This is a genomic window from Streptomyces sp. NPDC005775 (assembly GCF_042871565.1).
Taxonomy (GTDB): Bacteria; Actinomycetota; Actinomycetes; order Streptomycetales; family Streptomycetaceae; genus Streptomyces.
In genome coordinates this window covers 129,349-151,533 of sequence record NZ_JBIAIU010000008.1, presented here as the reverse complement: position 1 = coordinate 151,533, position 22,185 = coordinate 129,349, and the positions used below count along the sequence as shown (strand labels likewise).

15 protein-coding genes are annotated in these 22,185 nt (G+C 74.7%); 9 read left to right on the top strand and 6 right to left on the bottom strand.

Translation table 11 applies throughout. From position 1 onward, the window contains the following. Window positions 1-2 precede the first annotated feature (2 nt). From ACFYPA_RS20255 to ACFYPA_RS20230, 6 genes are read left to right on the top strand one after another with little or no spacing between them, the layout of a single operon-like run. Window positions 3-323: an acyl carrier protein gene (locus ACFYPA_RS20255; protein WP_389133302.1), complete on the top strand. Its 321-nt coding sequence runs from the start codon at window positions 3-5 to the stop codon at window positions 321-323. After that, window positions 323-3,271, top strand: a complete 2,949-nt coding sequence (locus tag ACFYPA_RS20250) for a type I polyketide synthase (RefSeq protein ID WP_389133299.1) — start codon at window positions 323-325, stop codon at window positions 3,269-3,271. Before ACFYPA_RS20255 ends, ACFYPA_RS20250 begins: the two co-directional genes overlap by 1 nt. Further along, the gene (locus tag ACFYPA_RS20245) at window positions 3,268-4,281 is read left to right on the top strand and encodes a 3-oxoacyl-ACP synthase III family protein (protein ID WP_359083708.1); all 1,014 of its coding nucleotides are present in this window, start codon (window positions 3,268-3,270) and stop codon (window positions 4,279-4,281) included. Before ACFYPA_RS20250 ends, ACFYPA_RS20245 begins: the two co-directional genes overlap by 4 nt. Before the next feature lie 7 nt (window positions 4,282-4,288). Beyond that, window positions 4,289-6,190 (top strand): HAD-IIIC family phosphatase, encoded by a 1,902-nt coding sequence (locus ACFYPA_RS20240; protein WP_389133296.1) that lies wholly within the window; start codon window positions 4,289-4,291, stop codon window positions 6,188-6,190. After that, window positions 6,177-6,422 carry a phosphopantetheine-binding protein gene (locus ACFYPA_RS20235; RefSeq protein ID WP_359083710.1) on the top strand — a complete coding sequence of 82 codons (246 nt, stop codon included), beginning with the start codon at window positions 6,177-6,179 and terminating at the stop codon, window positions 6,420-6,422. The genes ACFYPA_RS20240 and ACFYPA_RS20235 overlap by 14 nt, the downstream gene beginning before the upstream one ends. Then, window positions 6,419-7,273 carry a 4'-phosphopantetheinyl transferase superfamily protein gene (locus ACFYPA_RS20230; protein WP_359083711.1) on the top strand — a complete coding sequence of 285 codons (855 nt, stop codon included), beginning with the start codon at window positions 6,419-6,421 and terminating at the stop codon, window positions 7,271-7,273. The genes ACFYPA_RS20235 and ACFYPA_RS20230 overlap by 4 nt, the downstream gene beginning before the upstream one ends. A gap of 17 nt (window positions 7,274-7,290) precedes the next feature. Here ACFYPA_RS20230 and ACFYPA_RS20225 read toward each other — a convergent pair whose 3' ends face one another. Both ACFYPA_RS20225 and ACFYPA_RS20220 read right to left on the bottom strand, forming a co-directional pair. Continuing rightward, complete coding sequence (locus ACFYPA_RS20225) at window positions 7,291-8,283, bottom strand: LuxR C-terminal-related transcriptional regulator (protein WP_359083712.1); 993 nt, start codon at window positions 8,281-8,283, stop codon at window positions 7,291-7,293. Window positions 8,284-8,727: 444 nt separating this feature from the next. Further along, complete coding sequence (locus tag ACFYPA_RS20220; RefSeq protein ID WP_359083713.1) at window positions 8,728-9,447, bottom strand: 4'-phosphopantetheinyl transferase superfamily protein; 720 nt, start codon at window positions 9,445-9,447, stop codon at window positions 8,728-8,730. Window positions 9,448-9,755: 308 nt separating this feature from the next. On the opposite strand from ACFYPA_RS20220, the gene ACFYPA_RS20215 reads away from it, so the two are divergent. The 3 genes from ACFYPA_RS20215 to ACFYPA_RS20205 all read left to right on the top strand — a co-directional run bounded on the left by ACFYPA_RS20215 (window position 9,756) and on the right by ACFYPA_RS20205 (window position 14,594). After that, complete coding sequence (locus ACFYPA_RS20215) at window positions 9,756-10,583, top strand: metallophosphoesterase family protein (RefSeq protein WP_389133445.1); 828 nt, start codon at window positions 9,756-9,758, stop codon at window positions 10,581-10,583. Window positions 10,584-10,727: 144 nt separating this feature from the next. Beyond that, complete coding sequence (locus ACFYPA_RS20210; protein WP_389133290.1) at window positions 10,728-13,445, top strand: AAA family ATPase; 2,718 nt, start codon at window positions 10,728-10,730, stop codon at window positions 13,443-13,445. Window positions 13,446-13,631: 186 nt separating this feature from the next. After that, the gene (locus tag ACFYPA_RS20205) at window positions 13,632-14,594 is read left to right on the top strand and encodes a polyprenyl synthetase family protein (protein ID WP_359083716.1); all 963 of its coding nucleotides are present in this window, start codon (window positions 13,632-13,634) and stop codon (window positions 14,592-14,594) included. 19 nt (window positions 14,595-14,613) lie between these two features. Here ACFYPA_RS20205 and ACFYPA_RS20200 read toward each other — a convergent pair whose 3' ends face one another. From ACFYPA_RS20200 to ACFYPA_RS20185, 4 genes are read right to left on the bottom strand one after another with little or no spacing between them, the layout of a single operon-like run. Next, window positions 14,614-16,302, bottom strand: a complete 1,689-nt coding sequence (locus ACFYPA_RS20200; RefSeq protein ID WP_359313098.1) for an AMP-binding protein — start codon at window positions 16,300-16,302, stop codon at window positions 14,614-14,616. Beyond that, the gene (locus ACFYPA_RS20195; protein ID WP_359313100.1) at window positions 16,293-18,563 is read right to left on the bottom strand and encodes a LuxR C-terminal-related transcriptional regulator; all 2,271 of its coding nucleotides are present in this window, start codon (window positions 18,561-18,563) and stop codon (window positions 16,293-16,295) included. Before ACFYPA_RS20195 ends, ACFYPA_RS20200 begins: the two co-directional genes overlap by 10 nt. Continuing rightward, window positions 18,554-21,049: a BTAD domain-containing putative transcriptional regulator gene (locus ACFYPA_RS20190; protein ID WP_389133287.1), complete on the bottom strand. Its 2,496-nt coding sequence runs from the start codon at window positions 21,047-21,049 to the stop codon at window positions 18,554-18,556. Before ACFYPA_RS20190 ends, ACFYPA_RS20195 begins: the two co-directional genes overlap by 10 nt. A gap of 4 nt (window positions 21,050-21,053) precedes the next feature. Next, on the bottom strand, window positions 21,054-22,097 hold the full coding sequence (locus ACFYPA_RS20185) for an AfsA-related hotdog domain-containing protein (protein ID WP_359083720.1): 1,044 nt from the start codon (window positions 22,095-22,097) through the stop codon (window positions 21,054-21,056). Window positions 22,098-22,185: the final 88 nt, after the last annotated feature.

The window sequence follows — 22,185 nt, the reverse complement described above, 5'->3', positions numbered from 1 at the left end:
CCATGACCATCCCCAAGGGCCGGCAGGCCGTGGCCGCCGGCACCGCGAAGGCCGACGGCGTGTACGAGTGGCTGTCCGCCCGCGTCGCGCTCTACCTGCGGCGGGCGCCCGAGACCATCGACGCCACCGTGCCGCTCGCCGAGTACGGCATGGACTCGGTGGCGGCGCTCAGTCTGTGCGGCGACCTGGAGGAGGAGTTCGGACTGGAGGTCGAGCCGACCCTGCTGTGGGACTTCCCGACCGTCGCCGGACTGGTCCGCCATCTGACGGCCGTACTGCCGGACGCCTCCGTGGACACCGCCCCGGCACAGGACCGGCACTGATGGGCGACATCGCCGTCGTCGGGATCGACTGCGCGTTCCCCGGAGCGCCTGACGTGCGCGCGTACTGGGACCTGCTGATGTCCGGCGGGTCCGGCATCGGGCCCGTGCCCGGACAGCGCTGGGAGGCGCGGGACTTCCCGGCCGTCGGTGACAGCGGCGGTTTCGTCGACGACGTCGATGTCTTCGACAGCGACTTCTTCTCCGTCACCCCGCGCGAGGCGGCCGCGATGGACCCGCACCACCGGCTGCTGCTGCCCTGCGCCTGGCGGGCCCTGGAGGACTCGGGGCGCGCCCCGGGGGCACTCGCGGGCACGGAGACCGGGGTGTTCATCGGCGTGATGGGCGGGGAGTGGGGCCGCCTCACCATGAGCGACCTCGCCCGCGTCACCCCGCTGCTCGGCTCGGGCAGCAGCGCCGGGATGGCGGCCAACCGGATCTCGTACCACTTCGACTTCACCGGACCCAGCCTCGCCGTCGACACCGCCTGCTCCTCCTCCCTGGTCGCCGTTCACCTCGCGGCCTCCTCCCTGCTCGCCGAGGAGTGCGACACCGCGCTGGCCGGCGGGGTCAACATCGTGCTGTCGCCGTCGCTGGGCATGGTCTACGGACAGCTGGGCCTCGCGGCCGCCGACGGACGCTGCAAGCCGTTCAGCGCCGACGCCGACGGGATCGGCCGCAGCGACGGCGTCGGCCTGGTGGTGCTGCGCCGCCTCGACGACGCGCTCGCCGACGGACAGCGCGTCTACGCCGTGCTGCGTTCCAGCGCCGTCAGCCAGGACGGCCGCAGCAACGGGATGATCGCCCCCAACCGCTGGTCGCAGGAGCGCGTCCTGAAATCGGCCTACCGCCGCGCCGGTGTCGCCCCCGGCCAGGTCGCCTTCGTGGAGGCGCACGGCACCGGAACGGTGCTCGGCGACGCCATCGAGTGCGCGGCCCTCGGCTCGGTGCACGGCGTCCCCCGTGACACCCCCTGCGCGATCGGCTCCGTCAAGGGCAACCTGGGCCACACCGAGGGCGCGGCCGGGATCGCCGGATTCATCAAGACGGCGCTGGCCCTGCACCACCGCATCGTCCCCGCGAGCCTGTTCGCCGACCGGGAGAACTCCCGGCTGCGGCTCGGCGAGCGGGGCCTGCGGCTGCTGAAGTCCCCCACGCGGCTGCCGCGCGGGGAGAACATCGCCGGGGTCAGCAGCTTCGGCATGGGCGGTACGAACGCCCACGCCGTCCTCGGCAGTGCGCCCCGGTCCCCGAAGGCCGCACCCGTCCGGGCCCGCACGGACGCCGACGCCGTCGGCGTGTTCACCGTCAGCGCCGACACCACCGAGGCGCTGCGCCGCAACCTCGCCGCGCAGGCCGACGCGATCGCCGCCCGGCCGAAGGGCGGCGCCGCCGGCCTGTGCTGGAGCAGCAACCGGGTCAAGACCGGCCTGCCGCACCGGTTCGCGGTCACCGCACGGGACACCGGGGAGCTCGTGGCGCGGCTGCGCCGGGCGGTCACCCTGCGGACCCCCGTGTCACCGGACGCGGCAGCCGCCACCGACCGCCCCTGGGGGCGGCCCGTGGTGGCGTTCCTCTTCACCGGCCAGGGCAGCGAGTTCCCCGGGATGACGGCGGGGCTGTACCGCGAGTCGCCCGCCTACCGCCGCCACCTCGACGAGGCCGACGCGGCGATCGCCGTCCACCTCGGCTCCTCCGTCCGGGAGTTGATCCTCGGCGGCGAGGACCCGGCGCACCGGCCGGAGGCCGTCCAGCCGGCCCTGTTCGCCGTCGGCGTCGCCCTCGCCCGCACCCTGACGGGCCTCGGTGCCACCCCGGCCGCCGTACTCGGCCACAGCCTCGGCGAGTACGCGGCCGCGGTCATCGCGGGCGCCCTCGAACTGGACGAGGCCGCCCGCCTGGTGGTCCTGCGGGCCGGGCTCACGGCCCGGCTGCCCGCCGGAGCCGGCATGCTCGCCGTCGCCGCCGGGGCCGATGAGCTGGCCCCGGTCCTGGCGGGGGAGCCGGAGGTGGTGGCCGCCGCGCTGAACGGCCCCGCCGACACGGTGCTCGCCGGGCCCCTGGACGCGCTCGCCAGGATCGGCGAGGAACTGGCCGGCACCGGGATGCGCGCGAGGGACCTGGAGGCGGCGCACGCCTTCCACTCGCCCCTGATGGCTCCGGCCGCCGCCGGGCTGCGCACCGCCGATGTGCGGTGCGCGCCGCCCACGGTGCCGGTGGCCTCGTCCCGGCACGGCCGGATGCTGCGGGACGAGCCCCTGGACGCCGGCTACTGGGCCGGCCAGATCGAGGAACCCGTGCTGTTCGACGACGCGCTGGGGGCGCTCGTCCACGACGTCGCCCCGACGCACCTGATCGAGATCGGGCCGCAGGCGCAGCTCACCCGGATCGCCGTCCGGGGCGGGCGCGTCGGCGGCGTCGAACTCCTGCACCCCGCGCCGGGCCCCGAGAGCACCGGCCGGGACCTGGCGGAGGTGGCCGCCGCCCTGTACCGCTGCGGGGTGGACCCGCTCTGGGAGGAGCTGTACGCGCCGGAGCACCGGGTCACCGAACCACTCGCCCCGTACGTGTTCTCGTCCGCGCAGCGCTACTGGGACCGGCCGCCGGCCCCCGCGAGCGCCGAGCCCGCGGCGGCGCGTCCACCCGTGGCGCCGAGGCGGGACGGGCCCCGGGCGGCGACCGGCGCGGACCCGGGCGACCCGGTGCTCCTCGCCGTGGTCCAGGCCGTCACCGAGGTCGGCGGATACCCCCCGGAGCGTGTGGTGCGCGAGGCCCGGTTCCACGAGGACCTCGGCTTCGACTCGGTGATGATCATGCAGTTGAAGAACCGGGTGGAGGCCCGGCTGCCGCGCGTCGGAGAGGTCTCCGTCCAGCGCCTGCTGCCCGCGCTGCGCTCGGTCGGCTCCCTGGCCGAGTTCCTCGACGGCGTCATCATGGCGAGGTCGGCATGAGCGCCGTCCACATCGCCGCGACCGGCACGGCGCTGCCCGGCGACCCGGTGGACAACACCGTGCTCGGCGCGATGCTGGGCGTCGGCAAGGAGTGGATCGACCACTTCGTCGGCACCAGGACCCGGCACTTCGGGTGGGATCCGGTCACCGGAGAGGTCCGCGGCTCCCTCGCCGACCTGTGTGCGGAGGCCGGCTCCCGGGCGGTGCGCGCCTCGGGGCTCGACCCCGCCGACATCGAGTTCGTGGTGCTCGCGACCGCCACCCCCGACACGCTCCTGCCGACCACCGCGACCGAGGTCGCCGACCGGCTCGGCCTCGACCACCTGCCGGTCTACCAGATCCAGGCCGGCTGCTCGGGCGCCGTCCAGGCGCTCGACCTCGGCCGCAGCCTGATCCTCGGCGGCCGCCGGGCCGGGCTCATCATCGGCGGGGACGTCACGCACCGGTTCCTGTCGCCCCGCAGGGACGCGGCCAGGATTCCCAGCGAGGAACTCGTCAACCACGTCCTGTTCGGCGACGGGGCCGGAGCCGTCGTCCTCACCGACGAACCGGAGGGCGAACGGGTCGCCGTACGCGCGGTGCTGAACTCCTGGGCCGGCCGTGGCCGGCCGCCCGGCCAGCTCCTCGACTGGTACGGAACCACCGACCGCGACTCGCGGCGGCCGATGCTCGCCGAGGACTACAAGGCGATCGAGGAGCAGGTGCCGCAGATCGCAGCGGAGATCCTCTGGGAGCTGCTCGGCGACCTCGGCTGGAGCCTCGGCGAAATCGACTTCCTGCTGCCGCCGCAGCTCTCCGAGCGGATGACGGCACGCATCGTGGAACGGCTCCCGGACAGCTCCGCCGAGGAGATCTCCTGTGTCGCCGACACCGGGAACACGGGCAACGCCCTGCCGTTCCTCCAACTCGACCGGCTGTTGCCCCGGTTCGCGGCGGGGGACCGCGCGCTCGGCCTGTGCGTGGAGTCCAGCAGGTGGATCAGGGCCGGGTTCGCCCTGGAGAAGGTGTGAGGCGCGGATGACCACGGCGATGGAACGGCTGCGTGACCTGCGCGGCAGAGGACTGCTGGAGAAGGCGTACGACCAGGTGGCGGCGGTGCTCGCCCAGGAGGAGCCCGGGGGCGGACCACCGGACGCCGCCGCGGTCGGACGGCTGCTGAGCGGCATCGGCCCCGATGCCGTGCTGGCCCACCACCCGGCACTCCCCGTCGTCACGGTGGCCGTCACCGGGGAGTCCACGGTGGGCCAGGTGCTCGACCCGCTCCGGGGCGAACTGGCCCGCCACGGGATGCTGCTGCGCCCGGTCCTCGGGGAACACGGCACCTATCTGCGCGACCTGACCGACCCGGCCGGTGAGCTTCACGCGGCCGGTCCCGACCTCACCCTGTGCCTGCTGGACGCCGAGACGCTCTTCTCCCAGGTGCCCGCGGTGTGGAGACCCGAGGACGTGGCGGCCGCGGCGGAGGAGGTCCTGGCCAGATGCGCCGCTCTGGCCGAGGCGGCGCCGGGCACCCTGGTGCTCAACACCCTCCCGCTGCCGCGTACCTACAGCCACCAGCTCGTCGACCACCGCTCCCGGGCCCGGCTCGGCGCGGTGTGGCGCGAGTTCAACGCCCGGCTGCTGCGGCTCACGGAGCGCTCGCCCGCGCTGGTGGTGATCGACCTCGATCCGCTGATCGGCGAGGGCGGACCGGTCACCGATCCCCGCCTGGCCCGGTACGCCAAGGTGCAGCTCGGTGCGCGGCTCCTCGCGGCCTACGCCCGCGAGGTCGGCCATCTGGCCCGGGCGCTGCGCGGCGCGACCCGCAAGTGCCTGGTGCTCGACCTCGACAACACCTTGTGGGACGGCGTGCTCGGCGAGGAGGGGCCCGACGGCGTCGCCGCCGCGGGCACCCTGCGCGGGGAGGCCTTCGGGGCCTTCCAGCGATGCGTCCGGCAGCTCGGCTCCCAGGGCGTCTTGCTCGCCGTGAGCAGCAAGAACGACCGGGACCAGGTGGAGCGGGTGCTCGCCGATCACCCCGATCTCGTGCTGCGCGAGCCGGACTTCGTGGCGGTCCGCGCCAACTGGGAGCCCAAGGACGTCAATCTCGCGGACATCGCCCGGCGGTTGGACCTGGGCGCCGACGCGCTCGTCTTCGCCGACGACTCGCCGGCCGAGCGCGCGCAGGTGCTCCACGGCCTGCCCGAGGTGGCCGTCGTGCCGCTCGACGGGGAGCCCGCGTCCCATGTGGAGCGGCTGCTGGCGGACGGCTGGTTCGACACGATGAGCCTGACCGAGGAGGACCGGGCCAGGACCGGTGAGTACCGGGCCCGCCGGGAGCGCCGGGAGCTGCACGCGGGCGCGGGTTCGCACCAGGAGTTCCTGGAGGCCCTGGACGTCCGCCTGGAGGTCGGCCCGCCCCGCCCGCACGAGTTCGCTCGCATCTCCCAACTGACGTTACGGACGAATCAGTTCAACCTCACCGGGGGCGGCCACTCGGAGGCCGCGCTGACGGACCTGGCCGCCGACCCCGGGCGCCATCTGCTGCTGGCTGCCCGCAGCGCCGACCGTTTCGGCGACAACGGCCTGACCGGCGCGGTGCTGATCACCGTGTCCCCGGGGCAGTGGCATCTGGACAATCTATGGCTCAGTTGCCGCGTGTTCGGCCGTGGCATCGAACAGGCCCTGCTCGCCATACTGTTGAGTAGAGCCCGGCGCCTCGGACTGCACGCGGTGGGCGCCCGCTACGTACCCACCGTACGAAACCGCAGGGCGAGGGGCTTCTACCCGTCCCTCGGGTTCGTCGCCCGCGATCTCCCGGACCGGGAGGCGGACGGGGACGGGGCCGAAGAGTTCCACCACGACCTGGCGGTACTTCCGGACGTCCCCGGCCATGTACGTGTCACCGAGTCGGGAGGGCAGCCGCATGAGCTCCGATGATCTGACCGTCCTCGACGTGTTCCTGCGGACTGTGGGCGACGACCTCGGTCTGGACATCGGCGGGCCCGCCGGGGCGGACACCCCTCTCGCGGACCTGCCCGGCTGGGACTCGCTGAACCTGCTCCGGCTGGTGGCCCTCCTGGAGCAGTCCGGGCACCGCGTCCCGGTGCACCGGTTGCTGGAGGCGCACACCCTCCGGGACATTCACACCCTCGTGAAGGAGTACGGATGACCACCCCGGGCAGCGTCACGCTCGGTTCACCGCTCGGCGAGCCCGTCCGGGTGGTTCCCGGAGGGGATTCGTGGGACCGGGTCAGAGCGGACCTCGCCACCCATGGCAGCGCGCTGGCCTACGCGTGGCTGAAGGACCTGGAGCCGGTGGTGCCGGCCGGTGACGGGCTGCGCGAACTGCTGGGGCGCGACTGGACGCGCTACCTCGACCTCACCCACGCCGATGTGCGCGACCAGTACGTCGCCTCCCGGATGCTCCTCAAGCACGCGGCGGGAGCCGTGCTCGCCAGCGAACCGGCCGACCTGGAGCTGGCCTACGGCCCGACCGGACGCCCGTACCTGCGCGGCTGCGACCAGATCGACATCAGCCTCAGCCACACCCAGGACCTGCTGCTGGTCGGGCTGACCACGTGCGGGCTCATCGGCGTGGACGCCGAGCGGGCCGACCGGGACATGTACGGCGGCGGACTCGTCCGGCACATCTGCACGTCGTACGAGGCGGTCCTGCTCTCCGGGATGCCGGAGGAGGAGCGCAACGGCGCCCTGGTGCGGCTGTGGACGCTGAAGGAGTCCTACAGCAAGGCGATCGGGCAGGGCATGCAGTTCCGCTTCACCGAGTTCGGCTTCGGCCCGGACGGACGGCCCGTCCGGGTGCAGCGGCCGGACGGCACGGCGGGCACCGGGGAGGAGTGGACCTTCCGCACGTTCCCCCTGCCGGGCGGCTACGTCGTCAGTGCCGCCGTGTACGACGCGGGGTTCGGCAGGCTTCAGGACGCCCACGTCACGACGATGCTCGACCAGGACTGCGTGGACGCGATCACCGAGGCCCTCGACACGGACACCGGCCCGTGAGGCGGGCGGCGCCGGGATCAGAAGGAGGGCGGCCCCGTGCCGCCCGCGAGCATCTCCTGGCGTGCGGCGTTGTAGCCGGCCTGGAAGCGGCTGGTCGCTTCCAACTGCTCGGTGATCTCGGCGATGTGACGCCGGCACGTGCGTACGGACATGCCGAGCCGGCGGGCCACCATCTCGTCCTTGTAGCCCTTGGTCATCAGCCGGATGATCGACCACTTCAGCTCGTCGGTGGAGGTGGGGGGACGCTGGGACTCCACGACGTACGGGGACGCGCCTTCCCACAGGTACTCGAAGACGGAGTAGAGGAACGCGACGAGGGTGGGCTCGCGGACGACGGCGGCGCCCGGGGTGCTGCCGTCCTGGGCGGAACGCTCGGGGAGGAAGGCGACCTCCCTGTCGTAGATGATCAGTCTGTCGATGACCTCGTCCGCGGTACGGACCTCCGCACCCTGCACCGTGACGTCGCGGACGTACGAGCGGGTGGGCAGGTCGTTGCGGGCGGTGTGCTGGTAGATGGTCCGGATCCGGACCCCGCGGTCGAGGATGGACAGGGCGCTCTCGCGCGCGTCGGCGAGGATGTCCGCCCGGCGCGCGCCACCGGGCTGGACGGTGATCAGCTCGCGCTTGCAGGTCTGGCCCAGGTGGTCGAGCAGTGCCTGGATGCGGGAGGGGTCACTGATGACGTCGAAGGCTTCGAGGTGATTGCGCAGCCTGCGGCCCTCGAAGTAGACGGGGCTCAGCGACATCAGCTTGGCGCGGACGTCCGTGACCGCCTGCTGGAGGTCGCGGATCTGCCGCTCGGCGGGCCCCACGAGGGAGGCGGCCGCCGCGTCGGGAGCCACCGGCGTCAGCTGATGGGAGTGGCCGGGCACGGACTGCAGCAGCCGGACACCGGACAGCACGCTCTCGACCCGCGCGATCTCGTCGTGCGAGAGGGACAGCTGGTTCGCAATCCGTTCCCGGTCGAAGCGGCCGCACTCGACGGCGAGGCCGTATGCCGCAGCGCTCACGTCGTCCAGTTCGGTAAACCCCGAATCTGCGTACTCCCCTTGGAACACGCCAGCCCCCACTGATCGGTGTAATTGCTGCCACGTAACTTTACGCCAACGTGCAGGCCTTGGCGCGAATGATCGGCATCCGAGACTCTATTCCCGTCACCCGGGCACGCCAAAGTCGGAGATTTCGGGTGAAGGAGTTAGCGGGGGCAAGGCTCATTCGTCGACCGAGGGGAGTCGCAATGGCAAGGTATGGCAAAAGATCGCTGGTCTGCTTGACTTTGTTGGTGGGTATGCTTCTGGCCGTAATGGGGGGACAGTTCATGTCGGGCCACGCACTGCAGGGGACGTACGCAGGATCCGGCGCGGGGGCGACGGCTGCGAACGGGCTCGTCACGGCGGGCGTGGACAGGCCGAACGACGACCGCTGGGACTGACCGGGCCCCGGCCGTCCAGGACTCAGACGATGCTCCCCGTGCGGCACAGGCGGGGAGCATCGCCGTGTTCCGGGGCGGCCGGTCTGCGGGCGGGCACCGCGATGGCGCTCACCAGCACACCGTCGCGCGCGGACCACCGCCCGCTGAACGTGGTGGGCCCCGCCGGGGAGAGGCCGCCGGGCTGCGGGAGCAGCCGGGCGTGGAAGGTCTCCTGCGCGGCGTCCACGCTCACCAGCGCGTCGGTGAAGTCCAGTTCCTGGCCGGTCAGCGGGAACCAGGTCTTGTAGACGGCCTCCTTGATGCTGAACAGCAGCCGGTCCCAGGCGATCTCCGGTGCCGACCACACCAGCTCACGCGTCCGGCGCAGCTCCTGCGGCAGTGCGATCGACTCCAGAACCCCGGCGGCCAGCGGGGCGTTGGGCTCGGCGTCGATCCCCACCGCGAGGAAGTCCCGCGCACGGGCGAGCGCCACGCCCCGGAAGCCGGCGCAGTGCGTCATCGAGCCCACGACCGAGGGCGCCCACTGCGGGACACCGCGCCGCCCCGGCAGCACCGCGGCCGGTGTGACGCCCAGCGCCCCCATCGCACGCCGGGCGCACCACCGCACCGTGCCGAACTCCAGCCGGCGCTTCGGGACGGCGTTGCGGATCAGGTCCTCCTCCTCCGGGAAGAGGAACACGTCGTCCGGGTCGGCGGTGGCCTCGGCGGTGGCGACGTTCGAAGGCAGGAGCTCTGTGAGCACGGCGTTCCTTCAGGTCGGTGCGTCGGGTGGACGTCTCCCACGCTCGCGCCGCCGCTCCGTCCCGGCCAGCGAAGAGGGTGCCCGCGGGCCGCACCGGCCCGCCGGACCGGCACTTTCTCCCAGGCCGCTGCCATGCGCCGGGCTGCGCACGCCCCGCCCGGGAGTGCACTGCCACCGCCCGGGGCCGGCCTTGTCATCTCCCTGTCATCCGCGTGGCCGGGGGCGGGCCTCCGCAACCCAGGGGGCGGGGAGGGGTGTTGGCCGCCCGCCCGGCCGCCCAGCCTGGATGCATGGCGCACGGAAACCTCATGGGCATCAGTGACCTCCATGTCGCATTCCCCGAGAACCGCCGGATCGTCGAGGAGCTGTATCCCGACAGCCCCGCCGACTGGATCGTCGTGGCCGGTGACGTGGGCGAGTCCCCCGAAGATCTGCGGTGGGTGCTCGATTTGCTGACGCGGCGTTATGCCACCGTCGTCTGGGCTCCCGGAAACCATGATCTGTGGACTCTTCGCGAAGATCCCGTGCCCTTGCGTGGAGACGCCCGCTACCGACGATTGGTCGAAATCTGCCGGTCGTACGGCGCGTACACCCCGGAGGACCCGTACCCCGTCTGGTCGGGGCCGGGCGGGCCGCTGGTCGTGGCCCCCCTCTTCCTGCTGTACGACTACAGCTTCCGCACGCCCACCGCCGCCACCCGGGAGCAGGCGCTGGAGCAGGCCTACGAGGCCGGAGTGGTGTGCACCGACGAGTTCCTGCTGCACCCCGACCCCTACCCCTCCCGGGAGGCCTGGTGCCGGGCCCGGGTGGCCGCCACCGAACAGCGCCTGGCGGCCTGCGACCCCGAGCTGCGCACCGTGCTGGTCAACCACTTCCCGCTGGTCCGCAGCCCCACCCGGATCCTGCGGCACCCCGAGTTCGCCCAGTGGTGCGGCACCGACCTCACCGCCGACTGGCACATCAGGTTCCGGGCCGCCGCGGTCGTCTACGGGCATCTGCACATCCCCCGCACCACCTGGTACGACGGTGTGCGCTTCGAGGAGGTCTCCGTCGGCTACCCCCGGGAACGGCGCCACCAGGGCCGGTCGCGGGTCGCCCCGCGCCGCATCTTCCCCCTCGTCCCCGGGGATTCATGACTGGCAGGTTCCGGCCACCGGCCGGAGGGGAAACCGGCCTCTAGAGTGACACCGGACTGCTTTTCACGCGCTGCTCGATCGGTCCTGAATCCGATTCGCGTTCCCTTTTTTCGAGCAAACGAAAAGCGGGCACTGGGGGATCTCATGGTGTTGTTCCGTCGTGCGGAGGAACTCGCTCTTCTGGAAAGGCTGATCGAAGGCTGCGAAGAGGGGAATTCCGGATTAATTCTTGTCGAAAGTGCGGTCGGCTGCGGGAAGAGCGAGTTCCTCGAAACCGTGGCCGCGAATGCGGAGAAGCGCGGCGGCATCGTGCTGCGGGGTATGGGCACCGCCGAGGAGCGCCGGCACCCGCTGGGCGTGCTGCGCCAGCTGACCGCGGACGCCCCGGCCGGCGCGCTGCCGGCCGTCCCGTCCTCGCCCGGAGAGGCGGGCCGGGTCGGGGCCATGCGGCAGTTCGCCTCGGCCGTCCGTGAACTCAGCGCCACCGCACCGGTGGTGATCTGCGTGGACGACCTGCACCACGTCGACGAGCTCTCCAGCCGCTATCTGCTCCACCTCACCCGCGGCACCCGGCAGGCCAAGGTGCTGGTGGTCCTCACCGAGTCCGTCCACGAACACGGTGACGACCCGCTGCTGCGCACCGAACTGCTGCGGCTGCCCCACTTCGTACGCCTGCGGCTGGAACGCTTCACGCCCGAAGCGGTCCGGGCGATGCTGCCCGACCGCGGCGAGGCCGAGACCGGGCGGCTGCACCGGGCCGGCGGAGGCAACCCGCTGCTCCTGCGGGCCCTGCTCCAGGACCCCGGTTCCCTGCCCGGAGAGGCCTACACCCAGGCCGTGCTCGCCTGCCTGCACCGCTGCGGACCCGCCACCACGGAGCTGACCGAGGCCATCGCCGTGCTCGGCCCCCTGGCGAGTGCCGCCCATGTGGCCCGGCTCGCCGGGTCCACCGAGCCCGCCGCCGCCCGGGCCCTCGCCGCCCTCGAAGCCGCGGGCCTGCTCGCTGCCGGGCGCGGGCAGGGCTTCTGCCATCCGGCCGCGCGGGCGGCCGTACTCGAAGGCATGGAGCCGGACGCCCGACGGGCCCTGCACCGGCAGGCCGCCCTGCTGGCCCGCGCCGCGGGAGCCCCGGACACCGCCGTCGCGGCCCAGCTCCTCGCCGCACGGCACACCGCCGAGGACTGGGCGCTGCCCGTCCTGCGCTCCGCGGCCGACCAGCACGCGGCCGACGCCGCCCTGGACCGGGCCACTGCCCTGCTGCGGCTCGCCCGGGAGGCGTGCGCGGACGAGATCCACCGCACCGAGGTGAGCGTCAGACTCGGCGTCGTCACCGGACGCACCGACCCGGCCGCCGCCGAACAGCACCTGGCCGAACCCCTCACCGCCCTCGCCGCGGGCCGGCTCGAGCCGCGCGCCCTCGGGCCTCTCGCCCGGGTCCTGGCCGCGCAGGGCCGCATCGACGAGTCGACGGAGGTACTGGAGCGGCTCGCCGCCGGCGAGGGGCGTCACCCCGGAGCCGCCGGGCGAAGACACGGGGACATCCCCGGTGACGACCCGCTCGACGGTCTCTCGGCCTTCCCCGGGTGGGGAGCGGCCGGCCGGGGCTGCACCGCCGTCGAGCCCGGCGGGCACCCGGCTGGCCGCGCCGCGCGCGGAGCCATCCACCCCGCGGCACTGTGGGCGCTGCCCGCCCAGGCCGACGAGGGGGCCGCCGCGCAGGCCGCCGAACTCTTCCTCCGGGGAGCCACCCTGGCCGAAGGCATGGTCGAGCCGGCCATGCAGGCGCTGCGCACCCTGCTGTACCTGGACGGCGCCGAGCGGGCACTGCCCTGGTGCGAGGCGTTCGCCGACCAGGCGGCGGCACGCCGCGCCACCGGCTGGCAGGCGGCCTTCGCCGGACTCCTCGCCGAGGCCCGGCTGCGCCTGGGCGATCTCACCGGTGCCGTCACCACGGCCGAGGCGGCCCTGCGCGCGGTGCCCGCCCGGGGCGGCGGCGTCCAGCTGTGCGCCGTCACGGCGACCCTGGTCCGGGCGTTCACCGCCATGGGCCGGCCCGAGGCGGCGGCGGCCGTGCTGAGCCGGCCCGTCCCCGACCGGCTGACGGGCAGCGTCCACGGACTGGCGTACCTGCGCGCCCGGGGCCACTACGCCCTGGCGACCAGCCGCTTCCACGCGGCCCTCGGCGACTTCCTCGACATCGGCCGCCACATGAAGCGCTGGGGCCTTGACCGCCCGCGCGTCCTGCCCTGGCGGGCGGATGCGGCGGAGGCGCTGCTCAGGCTCGGTGAGACCCACCAGGCCGACCGCTTCCTGGCCGACCAGCTGACCACCCGGGACGCCAACGACCCCTGGGTGCGCGGAATGTCGCTGCGCCTTCGGGCGTCCCTGCGCGAGCCGAAGGAGCGGCAGATGATGCTCACCAAGGCCGTGGACGACCTGCACCGCTCCGGCGACCAGTACGAACTGGCCCGTGCGATGAGCGACTTCGGCCAGGTCCTGCGGGTCCTGGGCGAACCGGCCCGCGCCGCCATGGTCAACCGCAGGGCCTGGCACGTGGCGAAGGAGTGCGGCGCCGAGGCGCTGTGCGTGACGATCCTCCCCGGTCACACCGGCGAGGCCCCGGAGACGTCCGCCGACGCCGGGGCCCCGCACGCCGACCTCGTGGCGAGCCTCAGCGAGTCGGAGAAGCGGGTCGCGCTGCTCGCCGTGCACGGCCACACCAACCGGGAGATCGCACAGAAGCTGTACATCACCGTGTCCACGGTGGAACAGCACCTCACCCGCGTCTACCGGAAGCTGGAGATCCCCGGCCGCCAGGCCCTCCCGGTCGACTTCCACCTGGGGGTCGCCGAATTCATCTGATGTTCCGCGCGGCGCTGTAGCAAGGTCATGGCAAGCCCCGGCCGGTCCCGACCGGCCATGGCAGTCAACTGGTGCTCCGCGTCCCCTCCCACGCCGGGGCCCGCCGCCCCGGCCTGTCGGGATGGTTCACGCGCGCGGCGTCCTGGAAGGTCGGTCCTGAGGCCGTAGCCCACCAGGGAGGGCGCCATGACCACCACACCCACGCACGACCCGCCGGGGAACGCGGCGACGCCCGGCCGGGTGCGCGACGCCGTGCTCGACCGGGTCGAGGAGCGACTCGCCCGGCTGTTCGCCGATGAGGGCCGCAACCGGCGTACGTCCGACCCACGCAGCGCCGTACTGGTGGCGGGCGTGGCCGAGCTGGTCCAGGCCGGGGCCGAGCGGGCCCATCCGGTCATCTGCCTCACCGGCTACCTCGCGGCCGGCGGCGACCCGGCCGGCGAGGACGTCGTGGCCGCGTGCGTCGCGCTCGAACTCCTCGACACCAGCCTGATGATCCGGGACGACGTGCGCAAGAACGCGAGCCTGCGCCGCGGCATCCCCACCCTGCACATCAGCCACGCCGCCGAGCACGAGCGCAATGGCTGGAGCGGCGAGTCCCGCCGCTTCGGCGAGGGAACCGCCGTACTCGCGGGCGATCTGGCCGCCGCGTACGGGGACCGCTTCGCCGCCAGGCTGCCGTACGCGGCCTGGGAGTTGTGGGACGGGCTGCGCACGGAACGGGCCATCGGGGCGCACGCGGAAGCCGCCGCGGCGACCGAGTACCTCGACGACGCCTGGCCGGGCCAGTGCCTCGACGGCTGCGGCAGCGGCTGCGGCGCGGGCTGGTACGGGCTGCGCCACGCCCTGCTGATCGGGGCCGCGCTCGCGGGCCGGGAGGACCTGCGTGAACCGTACGAGGAGTACGCGCGCGCCGTGCACGGGGCCTGGCGGATCCGGGGATTCCTGCGCGGCGGTCCGGGCTTCGACGGCGACGCCCAGTTCCTGCGCGACATCTTCTTCGACGCGCAGGCCCGCGAGAACGCGGAGGAGACCATCACCGGGCTCCTCGGCCGGGCCGACACGGCGGTGGCGGCCGCTCCCGTCGCGCCCGGCTGGCGCACCGAACTGCGCGCCTTCGCCCGCCGGGTGGCCGGCTGCGAACACTGAGGAGCCAGGACGGTACGGCCTACGGCGCCTGCCGGGGGCTGCCCGGGTGGAGGCGGAGCAGCCAGCTGCGCAGGGCGGTGCGGCGGAGCCGGCCGTGCTCGTCGCGGGGGAGGGCTCCGACGATCTCCAGCCGCGTCGGCAGGAACGCCTCCGCGACCCCCAGCGCGGTGAGGTGCTCACGCAGCTCGGCCGGACCGGGTGGCCGGTCCCAGGCGGCCGGCACCACGACCGCGCACGGCAGCTCACCGTGGGCCGGGTCGGTGTAGGCGACCACCGCCGCCTCCGCCACCCTGGGATGAGCCACGAGGCCCTCCTCGACCTCCGCCACCGGCACCATGAAGATCGCCCCGGTCCGCGTCCCCGCTCTGGCCAGCACCCGGATGCCGCCCCCGGGCGCCGACGTCGCCACGTCACCGGTGTCCAGCCAGCCGTCCCCGTCCTCCCAGGTGGACACCGGTGCCGAGGAGCCGTGCCGCCACGTGGCCAGGGCCACGGAGGGCCCGCGGACCCGGAGGGGCGCAGCGGCCGAACCGTCCCGGGCGGACACCTCCAGACCGCGCAGCAGCCGGGCGCCCCCGGACGCGGACAGCGCGCCCATCCCCAGCTCCGGCGCCCCCCACGCGGACAGCACCGGCACCCCGAACACCTCCCGCAGCTCGGCCGCGAGCGGTTCCGGCGTGCTGGTGCGCCCTCCCGAGAGCACCAGCCGCAGCCGCTCCAGCTCCCGGGGGCGGTGCCGCTGCGCGGTGAGCAGCTCCGCGAAGTAGGCCGGTTCCGCGTACACCTGGTCGACCCCGGCCTCCGCCATCAGGTCCAGACACCGGCGGGGGTCCCAGACGTCCTGGTAGACGCCCGTCCCGCCGACCGCCAGCGGCCAGCACACGGAGTAGATCAGCGAGGCCAGCGAGGTCAGCGGCAGGGTGCTGAGGAACACCTCGCCGGGCCGCCGCCCCGGGCCGTCCGGATGGTCCTGGGCGGAGATGTTGGCGTACAGCGTGTCGGGGGAGTGCAGCACCGAGGTGTAGGAGTCGCGCAGCCCCATGACGCTGATCAGCACCGACGGCCGGTCGGCCTGCCCGGGCAGCGGCCTGGTGCGCCGGGCCGCCGCGGTCCGCTCGTGCGGGGTGCGGACGAAGTACTCGGTGAAGTCGACCGCCCCGGTCGCCGCCGCGTCGCCCAGCACCACCCGATGGCGCAACCACGGGAGTTCCGTGGCCAGTTCCGTGAGCGCCTCGGCGTGTGCGAAGCCCTCCCACGTGTCCGGCACCACGCACACCCGGGCCCGGGTGCCGTCCAGGATCCGCCGCAGCCCGTGGGACCGGACGGTCGGCAGTACGGGCACCGCGACGGCCCCGGCCCGCAGACAGGCCAGGGTGAGGGCCGTCGTCTCCCACCAGTTCGGCAACTGGTAGGCCACCGGGTCGCCCGGAGCCACCCCGAGCGAGGCCAGAGCGGCCGCGAACCGGTCCGTGTACAGCGCGAGCTGGCCGTACGTGAGGACGACCCGGCTCCGGCCGGCCGGGCGCAGCAGGCGCTCCGAGACGATGGCGGGCCGCTCCGGCGCACCGGCCGCCGTGCGGTAGAGGTCGTCGAGGAAGGTCCCGGTCCGCCACCACCCGGCCGCCCGGAACCGGTCGGTGACGGCGGCGGGCGCGGTCAGCTCCATGATGCGGCGCTCCGCCGTGCCCGTGCCGTGGGTCAGGCCCACCGTCCCACCGCCCCGGCCACCTGCACCCGCGAGGTGCACCCCAGCCGCCGCATCACCTGGCGGACGTGATTGACCACGGTCCACTCCGAGATGCCCAGCCGGGCCGCGATGTGGCGGTTGGTGAGCCCTTCGGCCACCAGGAGCGCCACCTGCGCCTGGCGCGGCGTGAGGGACTGCGCCTCGGCCGCCGCACCGGCCACCGGGTGGCGCGAGGGGGCGGGCGCCGACAGCGCCTCGGTCACCGCCGTCGGCGCGGACATGCGCACGCCTTCCGCCCACGCGGTCGCGAAATCGGGCCAGTCCAGCCGGGAGCCCAGCTCCGTACGGGCCTGTTCTGCCTTCGAGCGCCACTCCTGCGGGACCTCGGCACCGGTCCTGCGGCGCAGGGCGTCCGCCGCCGCCAGCAGCCGCACCGTGCGCGGCCGCTGCGCCGGCTGGGTGCGGAGCAGCAGCAGAGCGAACTCTTCGAGCGCGCCCGGGAGTTCGGTCCGCTCGTCGATGGCCTCGTACAGCCGCAGCGCCTCCCGCGCGGCCGCCTCGGCCCGCGCGGGCTCGTCACCCTCCAGCGCCATCGCGGCCCCGGCCCTCAGGGCGCCGGCGAGTCCCCGCCCGTCCTTGATCCGGCGGAAGGTCTCCTCGGCGCGGTCCAGCATCTGAAGCGCCTGGCGGCGGTCGCCCTCGGCGTGCAGGGCGCCGGCGAGAGAGACCGAGGCCTCGGCCGTGCCGCCGGTGACGCCCATCGCGGACAGCGCGCTCAACGCGGTCACCAGCACGCTCCGTGCCCCCGGGGCGTCACCGGACCTCAGCAGGGCCGTGCCCAGCCCGACGGAGGCGAGCGCGTTCTGCCGGCGGTCCCCCACACTCCGGCCGAGCGCGAGTGCCCGCCGGTGCCGGCGCGCGGACTCCTGCGGATCGCCCAGCGCGAGCGCGAACACCCCGGACAGGTCGGCCAGCCGGGCCCGCAGGGCCTCGGGGAGCTGCTGCCCCCTGCCCCCGTCCACCTGGTCGCACCACTCCAGGCCCTCCCGCAGCCGCCCCTGCACCAGCCACGGCAGCCGGCAGCCCAGCACCATCGCGGCGGCCGCCTCGCCGTCGCCCTGCTCGTGCAGCCGTCCGAGGGCCGCGAGCACGTTCGCGCTCTCCGCCGCCGACTCCCGCAGCAGCCGGTCCTGGCCGGTCCCCGCGAGCCCGGGCAGCGCGGCGGCCACCAGCCGGCGGTAGCGGTCCGCGTGCGCGTCGAGCACCGCGCCGCCGCCGTCCGCCCCGGCCGGGCCGGTGCGCGCGTAGGACCGCACGGGCTCGGGGACGGCCAGCCGCAGTTCGCCCCGCTCCTCGCCGAGCACGGTGAGCAGCCCGCGATCCATCAGCGGTTCGAGGCCCTCCTCGTCGGTGAGGCCCGCGGTGGCCAGGCCGAAGCCGGGCTCGTACACCGCGAGCCGCCCCAGCAGGGTGCGGGCGGCGGGGGCCAGGCCGCGACAGCTCCACTCGGCGAGCGCGGCGAGCGAGCGGTGCCGGCCGGGTGCGTCGACCGGGCCGCCCGCGAGGACGGTCGTACGGCCGCGCAGCCGGGCGGCGAGCAGGTGCGGGGGGAGCAACCGCAGGCGCTGTGCGGCGAGTTCGAGGGCGAGCGGCAGGCCGCCCAGCAGGGTGCAGATCTCCGTGACGGCGGCGCTGTTCTCCAGGGTCAGGGCGAAGGACGGGTCGGCGTCCCGGGCCCGCCGCACGAAGAGGGCCACGGAGGCCGCCTCGTGCGGCTCGTCGCCCTCGCCGTCGCCGGGCACGGGCAGGGGGGCGAGGGGCAGCAGCTGTTCCCCGTAGACACCGAGCGGTTCCACGGCGGTGGCCAGGACCACCACGCGCGGGTCGGCCGCGAGGGAGACGGCGGCCTCGGCGGCGGCCTCGCGCACCTCGTGGTCGCAGCCGTCGAGCAGCAGCAGGATCCGCCCGGCGGCCCCGCCCGGAACCGGCTGAGGGCCGCCGGCCCCCGGTGCGGGCGGAGCGCCGTCGGTGAGCCGGCTGACGAGGGCCCGCAGCGCGTCGCGTCCGGCCTCGCCCGGTGCCGACGCGTCGAAAACCTCCACCCGCCCGAACTCGGCGCCGAGTTCCCGGACGGACTCCCGGGCCAGCCGGGTCTTGCCCACGCCGGCCCGCCCGGTGAGCGTCACCAGCCGCACCCGGGGCTGTCGCAGCCGCTCCCGCAGCGCGGCGGCCTCGAGTTCCCTGCCGACGAGATCCGTATCCGCACCGAGCGCTACCGACATGGTTCTCCGTAGGTCGGGGGCGGCCCGGCGAAGGGCCCGCCCCGGTGGATCCGCCAGAGGCCGGGCCGTATCTCCACGGCTCCGAACCCCGCCCCGCCCCGGCCGGCGGCGGTCGCGGCGGCACCGGTGTCGAGCGCCCGCAGGGAGCGCGTGGCGTACATCCGGAGCCGTGGGTCGTCCAGCGTGCCCGCCAGACGCAGGCACTCGCCGAACCAGACCCGGGCCGCCGCCGGGCCCTCCTGGGCCAGCGCCACCAGGGCCCGGGCCCGGCTCGCCTCGTAGCGGCCCCGCGCGTGACCGGGTGCGGACAGCGCGGCCAGCGCCGGTTCCAGCAGCTCGGCCGCCTCGCCGGCCGCCCCGCCGTCCAGCAGCAGTTCGGCCAGGCCCACGAGCGCGTGGCCCGCCTCCTCCTGGTCGCCGGCTTCGCGGGCACGGTCCAGTGCCTGGCCGAGCAGCGTCCGGGCGTGCTCCGACCGCCGGTAGCGCGAGGCGAGTTCCGCGAGGAGGCGCAGCATCCTGGCCTGGGCGGAGCGGTCCTCGCACCGGCGGGCGGCGTCCAGGGCCAGGGCGTAGCAGGCCTCCTCGGCCGCCGCGTCCTCCTGCGCGCGGCCGGCGAGGCCGTCCGTCAGCCGTACCGTGAGCTCCCACAGCCCGGCGTCGTACGCCGTGCGCGCCAGCCGGGCGAGGCCGGCCGCGTCGGGCTCCGCCGTGCGACGGGGCCCCACCGCGGCCTGCGCGTACGCCTGGCACACGCGGTGCGCCGCCGCGCGCACGGCCTGCGGACCGTCCTCCCCGGCCAGGCGCTCCGCGGCGAGCAGCCGCAACAACTCCGGGAGCCGCCAGTCGTCGTGGTCCGCCTCCACCAGCCGGGCGTCTGCCAGCGCTTCGAGGGCGGCGAGCGCCCCCGCCCCGGTGAGGCCCAGCGCGGCAGCGGCGTGCGGGACGCCGAAGGGGCCCGGCGGCAGGAGGGACAGCAGGCGGAACTCCCGCCGCCGGTCGGCCGGGCACGCCTCGTACGCCGTCATGAGCCGGGCCCGTACGTCCATGTCGCCGGTGCGCAACGCGTCGAGCCGGCCGTCCTCCGCGCGCAGCCGGGCGACGAGGGTGGCCGGGGTCCAGTGCGGCCGGGCCGCGAGCTGGGCGGCGGCGGCCCGTACGGCGAGTGGGAGCCACCCGCAGAGCTCGGCCACGGCGGTGACGGTGCCGGGTGCGACGCGGTTGCCGTCGCGGTCCTCGTCGTGCCCCTCGAAGAGCCGGACGAGGCGGCGTGACTCCTCGGGGCGCCAGGGCCCCAACAGCACCGTGCGCAGCCCCGGAAGACCGGCCGGTACCCGGCACGCGGTGAGCAGCACGACGTGACCCAGCGGCAGCAGGGGCCGTATCTGCGCCTCGGAGGTCACCCCGTCCACGACCAGCAGCGCCCGCCCGGCCCGGGCGGGCCCCGGCAGGGGCGGCCGCCCGCCGCCCGCCAGGTCCACGAAGCGCACACCGCCGGGGAAGGCGTCGGCCACCCGGTGCGCGGCCTCGACCGCCAGTGCCGTCTTCCCGGTGCCCGGCATGCCCGTCACGGCGACGGGGTCACCGCCCGACTCCGACGCGCGGCGCAGCAGCCTTTCCACCAGGGCGAGTTCGTCCGTGCGTCCGGTGAACCAGGGGTCGGTGGCCGGCAGCGCGTCCTCGCCGCGCCGGCCGCCGGCGGGCCCGGTGGGCCTGTCGGCCGCCCCGGGCCGGGCCAGTTCGCGGTCGCCCTCCAGGATGAGCCGCTGGAGCCGGCGGGACCTGGGGCCCGGTTCGATGCCGAGCTCCTCCACCAGGGTCTGCCGCAGCCGCGCGAACACGCGCAGCGCCTCCGCCTGCCGCCCGCACCGGTACAGCGCCACCATCAGGTGGGCGTGGAACTCCTCGCGCAGCGGGTGTTCGGCGGCCAGTTCATGGAGTTCGGCGACGAGTTCGCGGTGCATCCCCAGGTGGAGCTCGGCCCGCACGCGTTCGTCGAGCGCCGTGGTGCGCGTCTCCTCCAGGCGTACGGACGCGCCGTCCATCAGCGGCCCGTGCGGGATGTCGGACAGCAGGGGCCCGCGCCACAGGGCGAGCGCGCGCCGCTGGTGCTCGGCCGCGGTGGCGAAGTCCCCGTCCAGCAGGGCCTGGTGGCCGAGCCGGGACAGCTCCTCGAAGGCCGTGCTGTCGAGCTCGTCGGGTGCCACCCGGAGCAGGTAACCCGGCCGGCGGGTCACCAGCACCTCGTCGCCGCCCCGCGGGTCGGCGGTACGCAGCGACTTGCGCAGGTGGGACACGTACACCTGGAGCGTCGTCGTGGCGGTGCGCGGGGGAGAGTCGGGCCACAGCTCGTCGACGAGGCTGTCCACCGACACGACCTCGTTCGCCCGGACCAGCAGCGTCCCGAGGACGCCGCGCAGCTTGGCGGCCTGCGGCACACCGCCGCCGGCCTCCAGGGGGCCCAGAATGCCGAAACGCACCGAGCCCATGCGCTCAGTAGTCCTGGACCACGGACGTACGGGCCTCGGCGACCGCCCACCGCTGCTGCGTCAGCGTCAGCGTGACCGGCACCGTCGGCCGGCCCTCGGCGTCCCGGCCGAGCGGACCGGCCACCGCCACGCAGCGCAGCGGCAGATCACGTGCCGCCTGCCCGCGGAAGTGCACCTGGCAGGCCCCGAGGGTGCTCCGGGCCGGCTCCAGCCCGTGGGCGCGGCCCGCCGTGAGCAGAGAGCTCTGGCGCAGCGCCTCCAGCAGGTGCAGACCGGAGAACTGCCCCCGCGGCCCCTCGTCCGCGTCGTCGAACACGGGGCTGACCGGCGCGGACAGCACCCAGGTGCTGATCCGCCCCCGGGAGGCGTCGGTGGGCTCGCTGATCACGACGTTGCCCTCCGCGTGACGGCTCACCTCGTCGGCGTCGGCCGGCCTCGGCGGTCCGTCCGGGGCGTCGCCGAGTTCCGGCACGGCGCGCATGGCCTCCCGGGCGTGCGCCACGTGCTTGCGGTACAGCTTCGGCATGAGGAAGACCATCCCGGCCGAGCCGGTGGCGCACGAACGGCCGTCGATCCGCACGTCCAGATGGAAGTCGAGCCCGCGCGGCACCTCGGCGACCACGTTCGCGGGCCGGGCCCGGATCGCCGTCTCCATGATCACGGGCGGGCCGCCCGCGGGGTCCGTGCGCCAGGCGGAGAGATCGGTGAGGTCGAGCGCGAACCGGTAGAAGAGCCCGGGCCGGTCCTCGGGCACACCGAAGTAGCGGTGGCCGACTAGCTCGCCGACCTCACGGACGGTTCCGGTCGCGATCTGGAGGTCGTGGAAGTGTCCGGGGCCGTCGTTGAAGAGCGGGTGGGCGACGGGCGTCTCGCCGACGAGGGTGAAGTGCTCCTCGCCCGGGCTGGGCGCGTCGAGGGCGAAGTAGGCCCGCGGGGACGGCCGGTGGATCAGGTGGTGTGCGATCCCCGTGGACGCCTCCCGGGTCACTGCCGCTGTCGCACGTCCGTGGATGACGGGAGCCGAGGTCGTGCGGTTGTCGACTGTCATGTCCCTCTCCTTCTCTCGGCACATGGTGGAGCGCCCTGACAAGCCCCAGCCACCCGTCCTCGGCGGCCACAACGTGCATGGCAGGAAG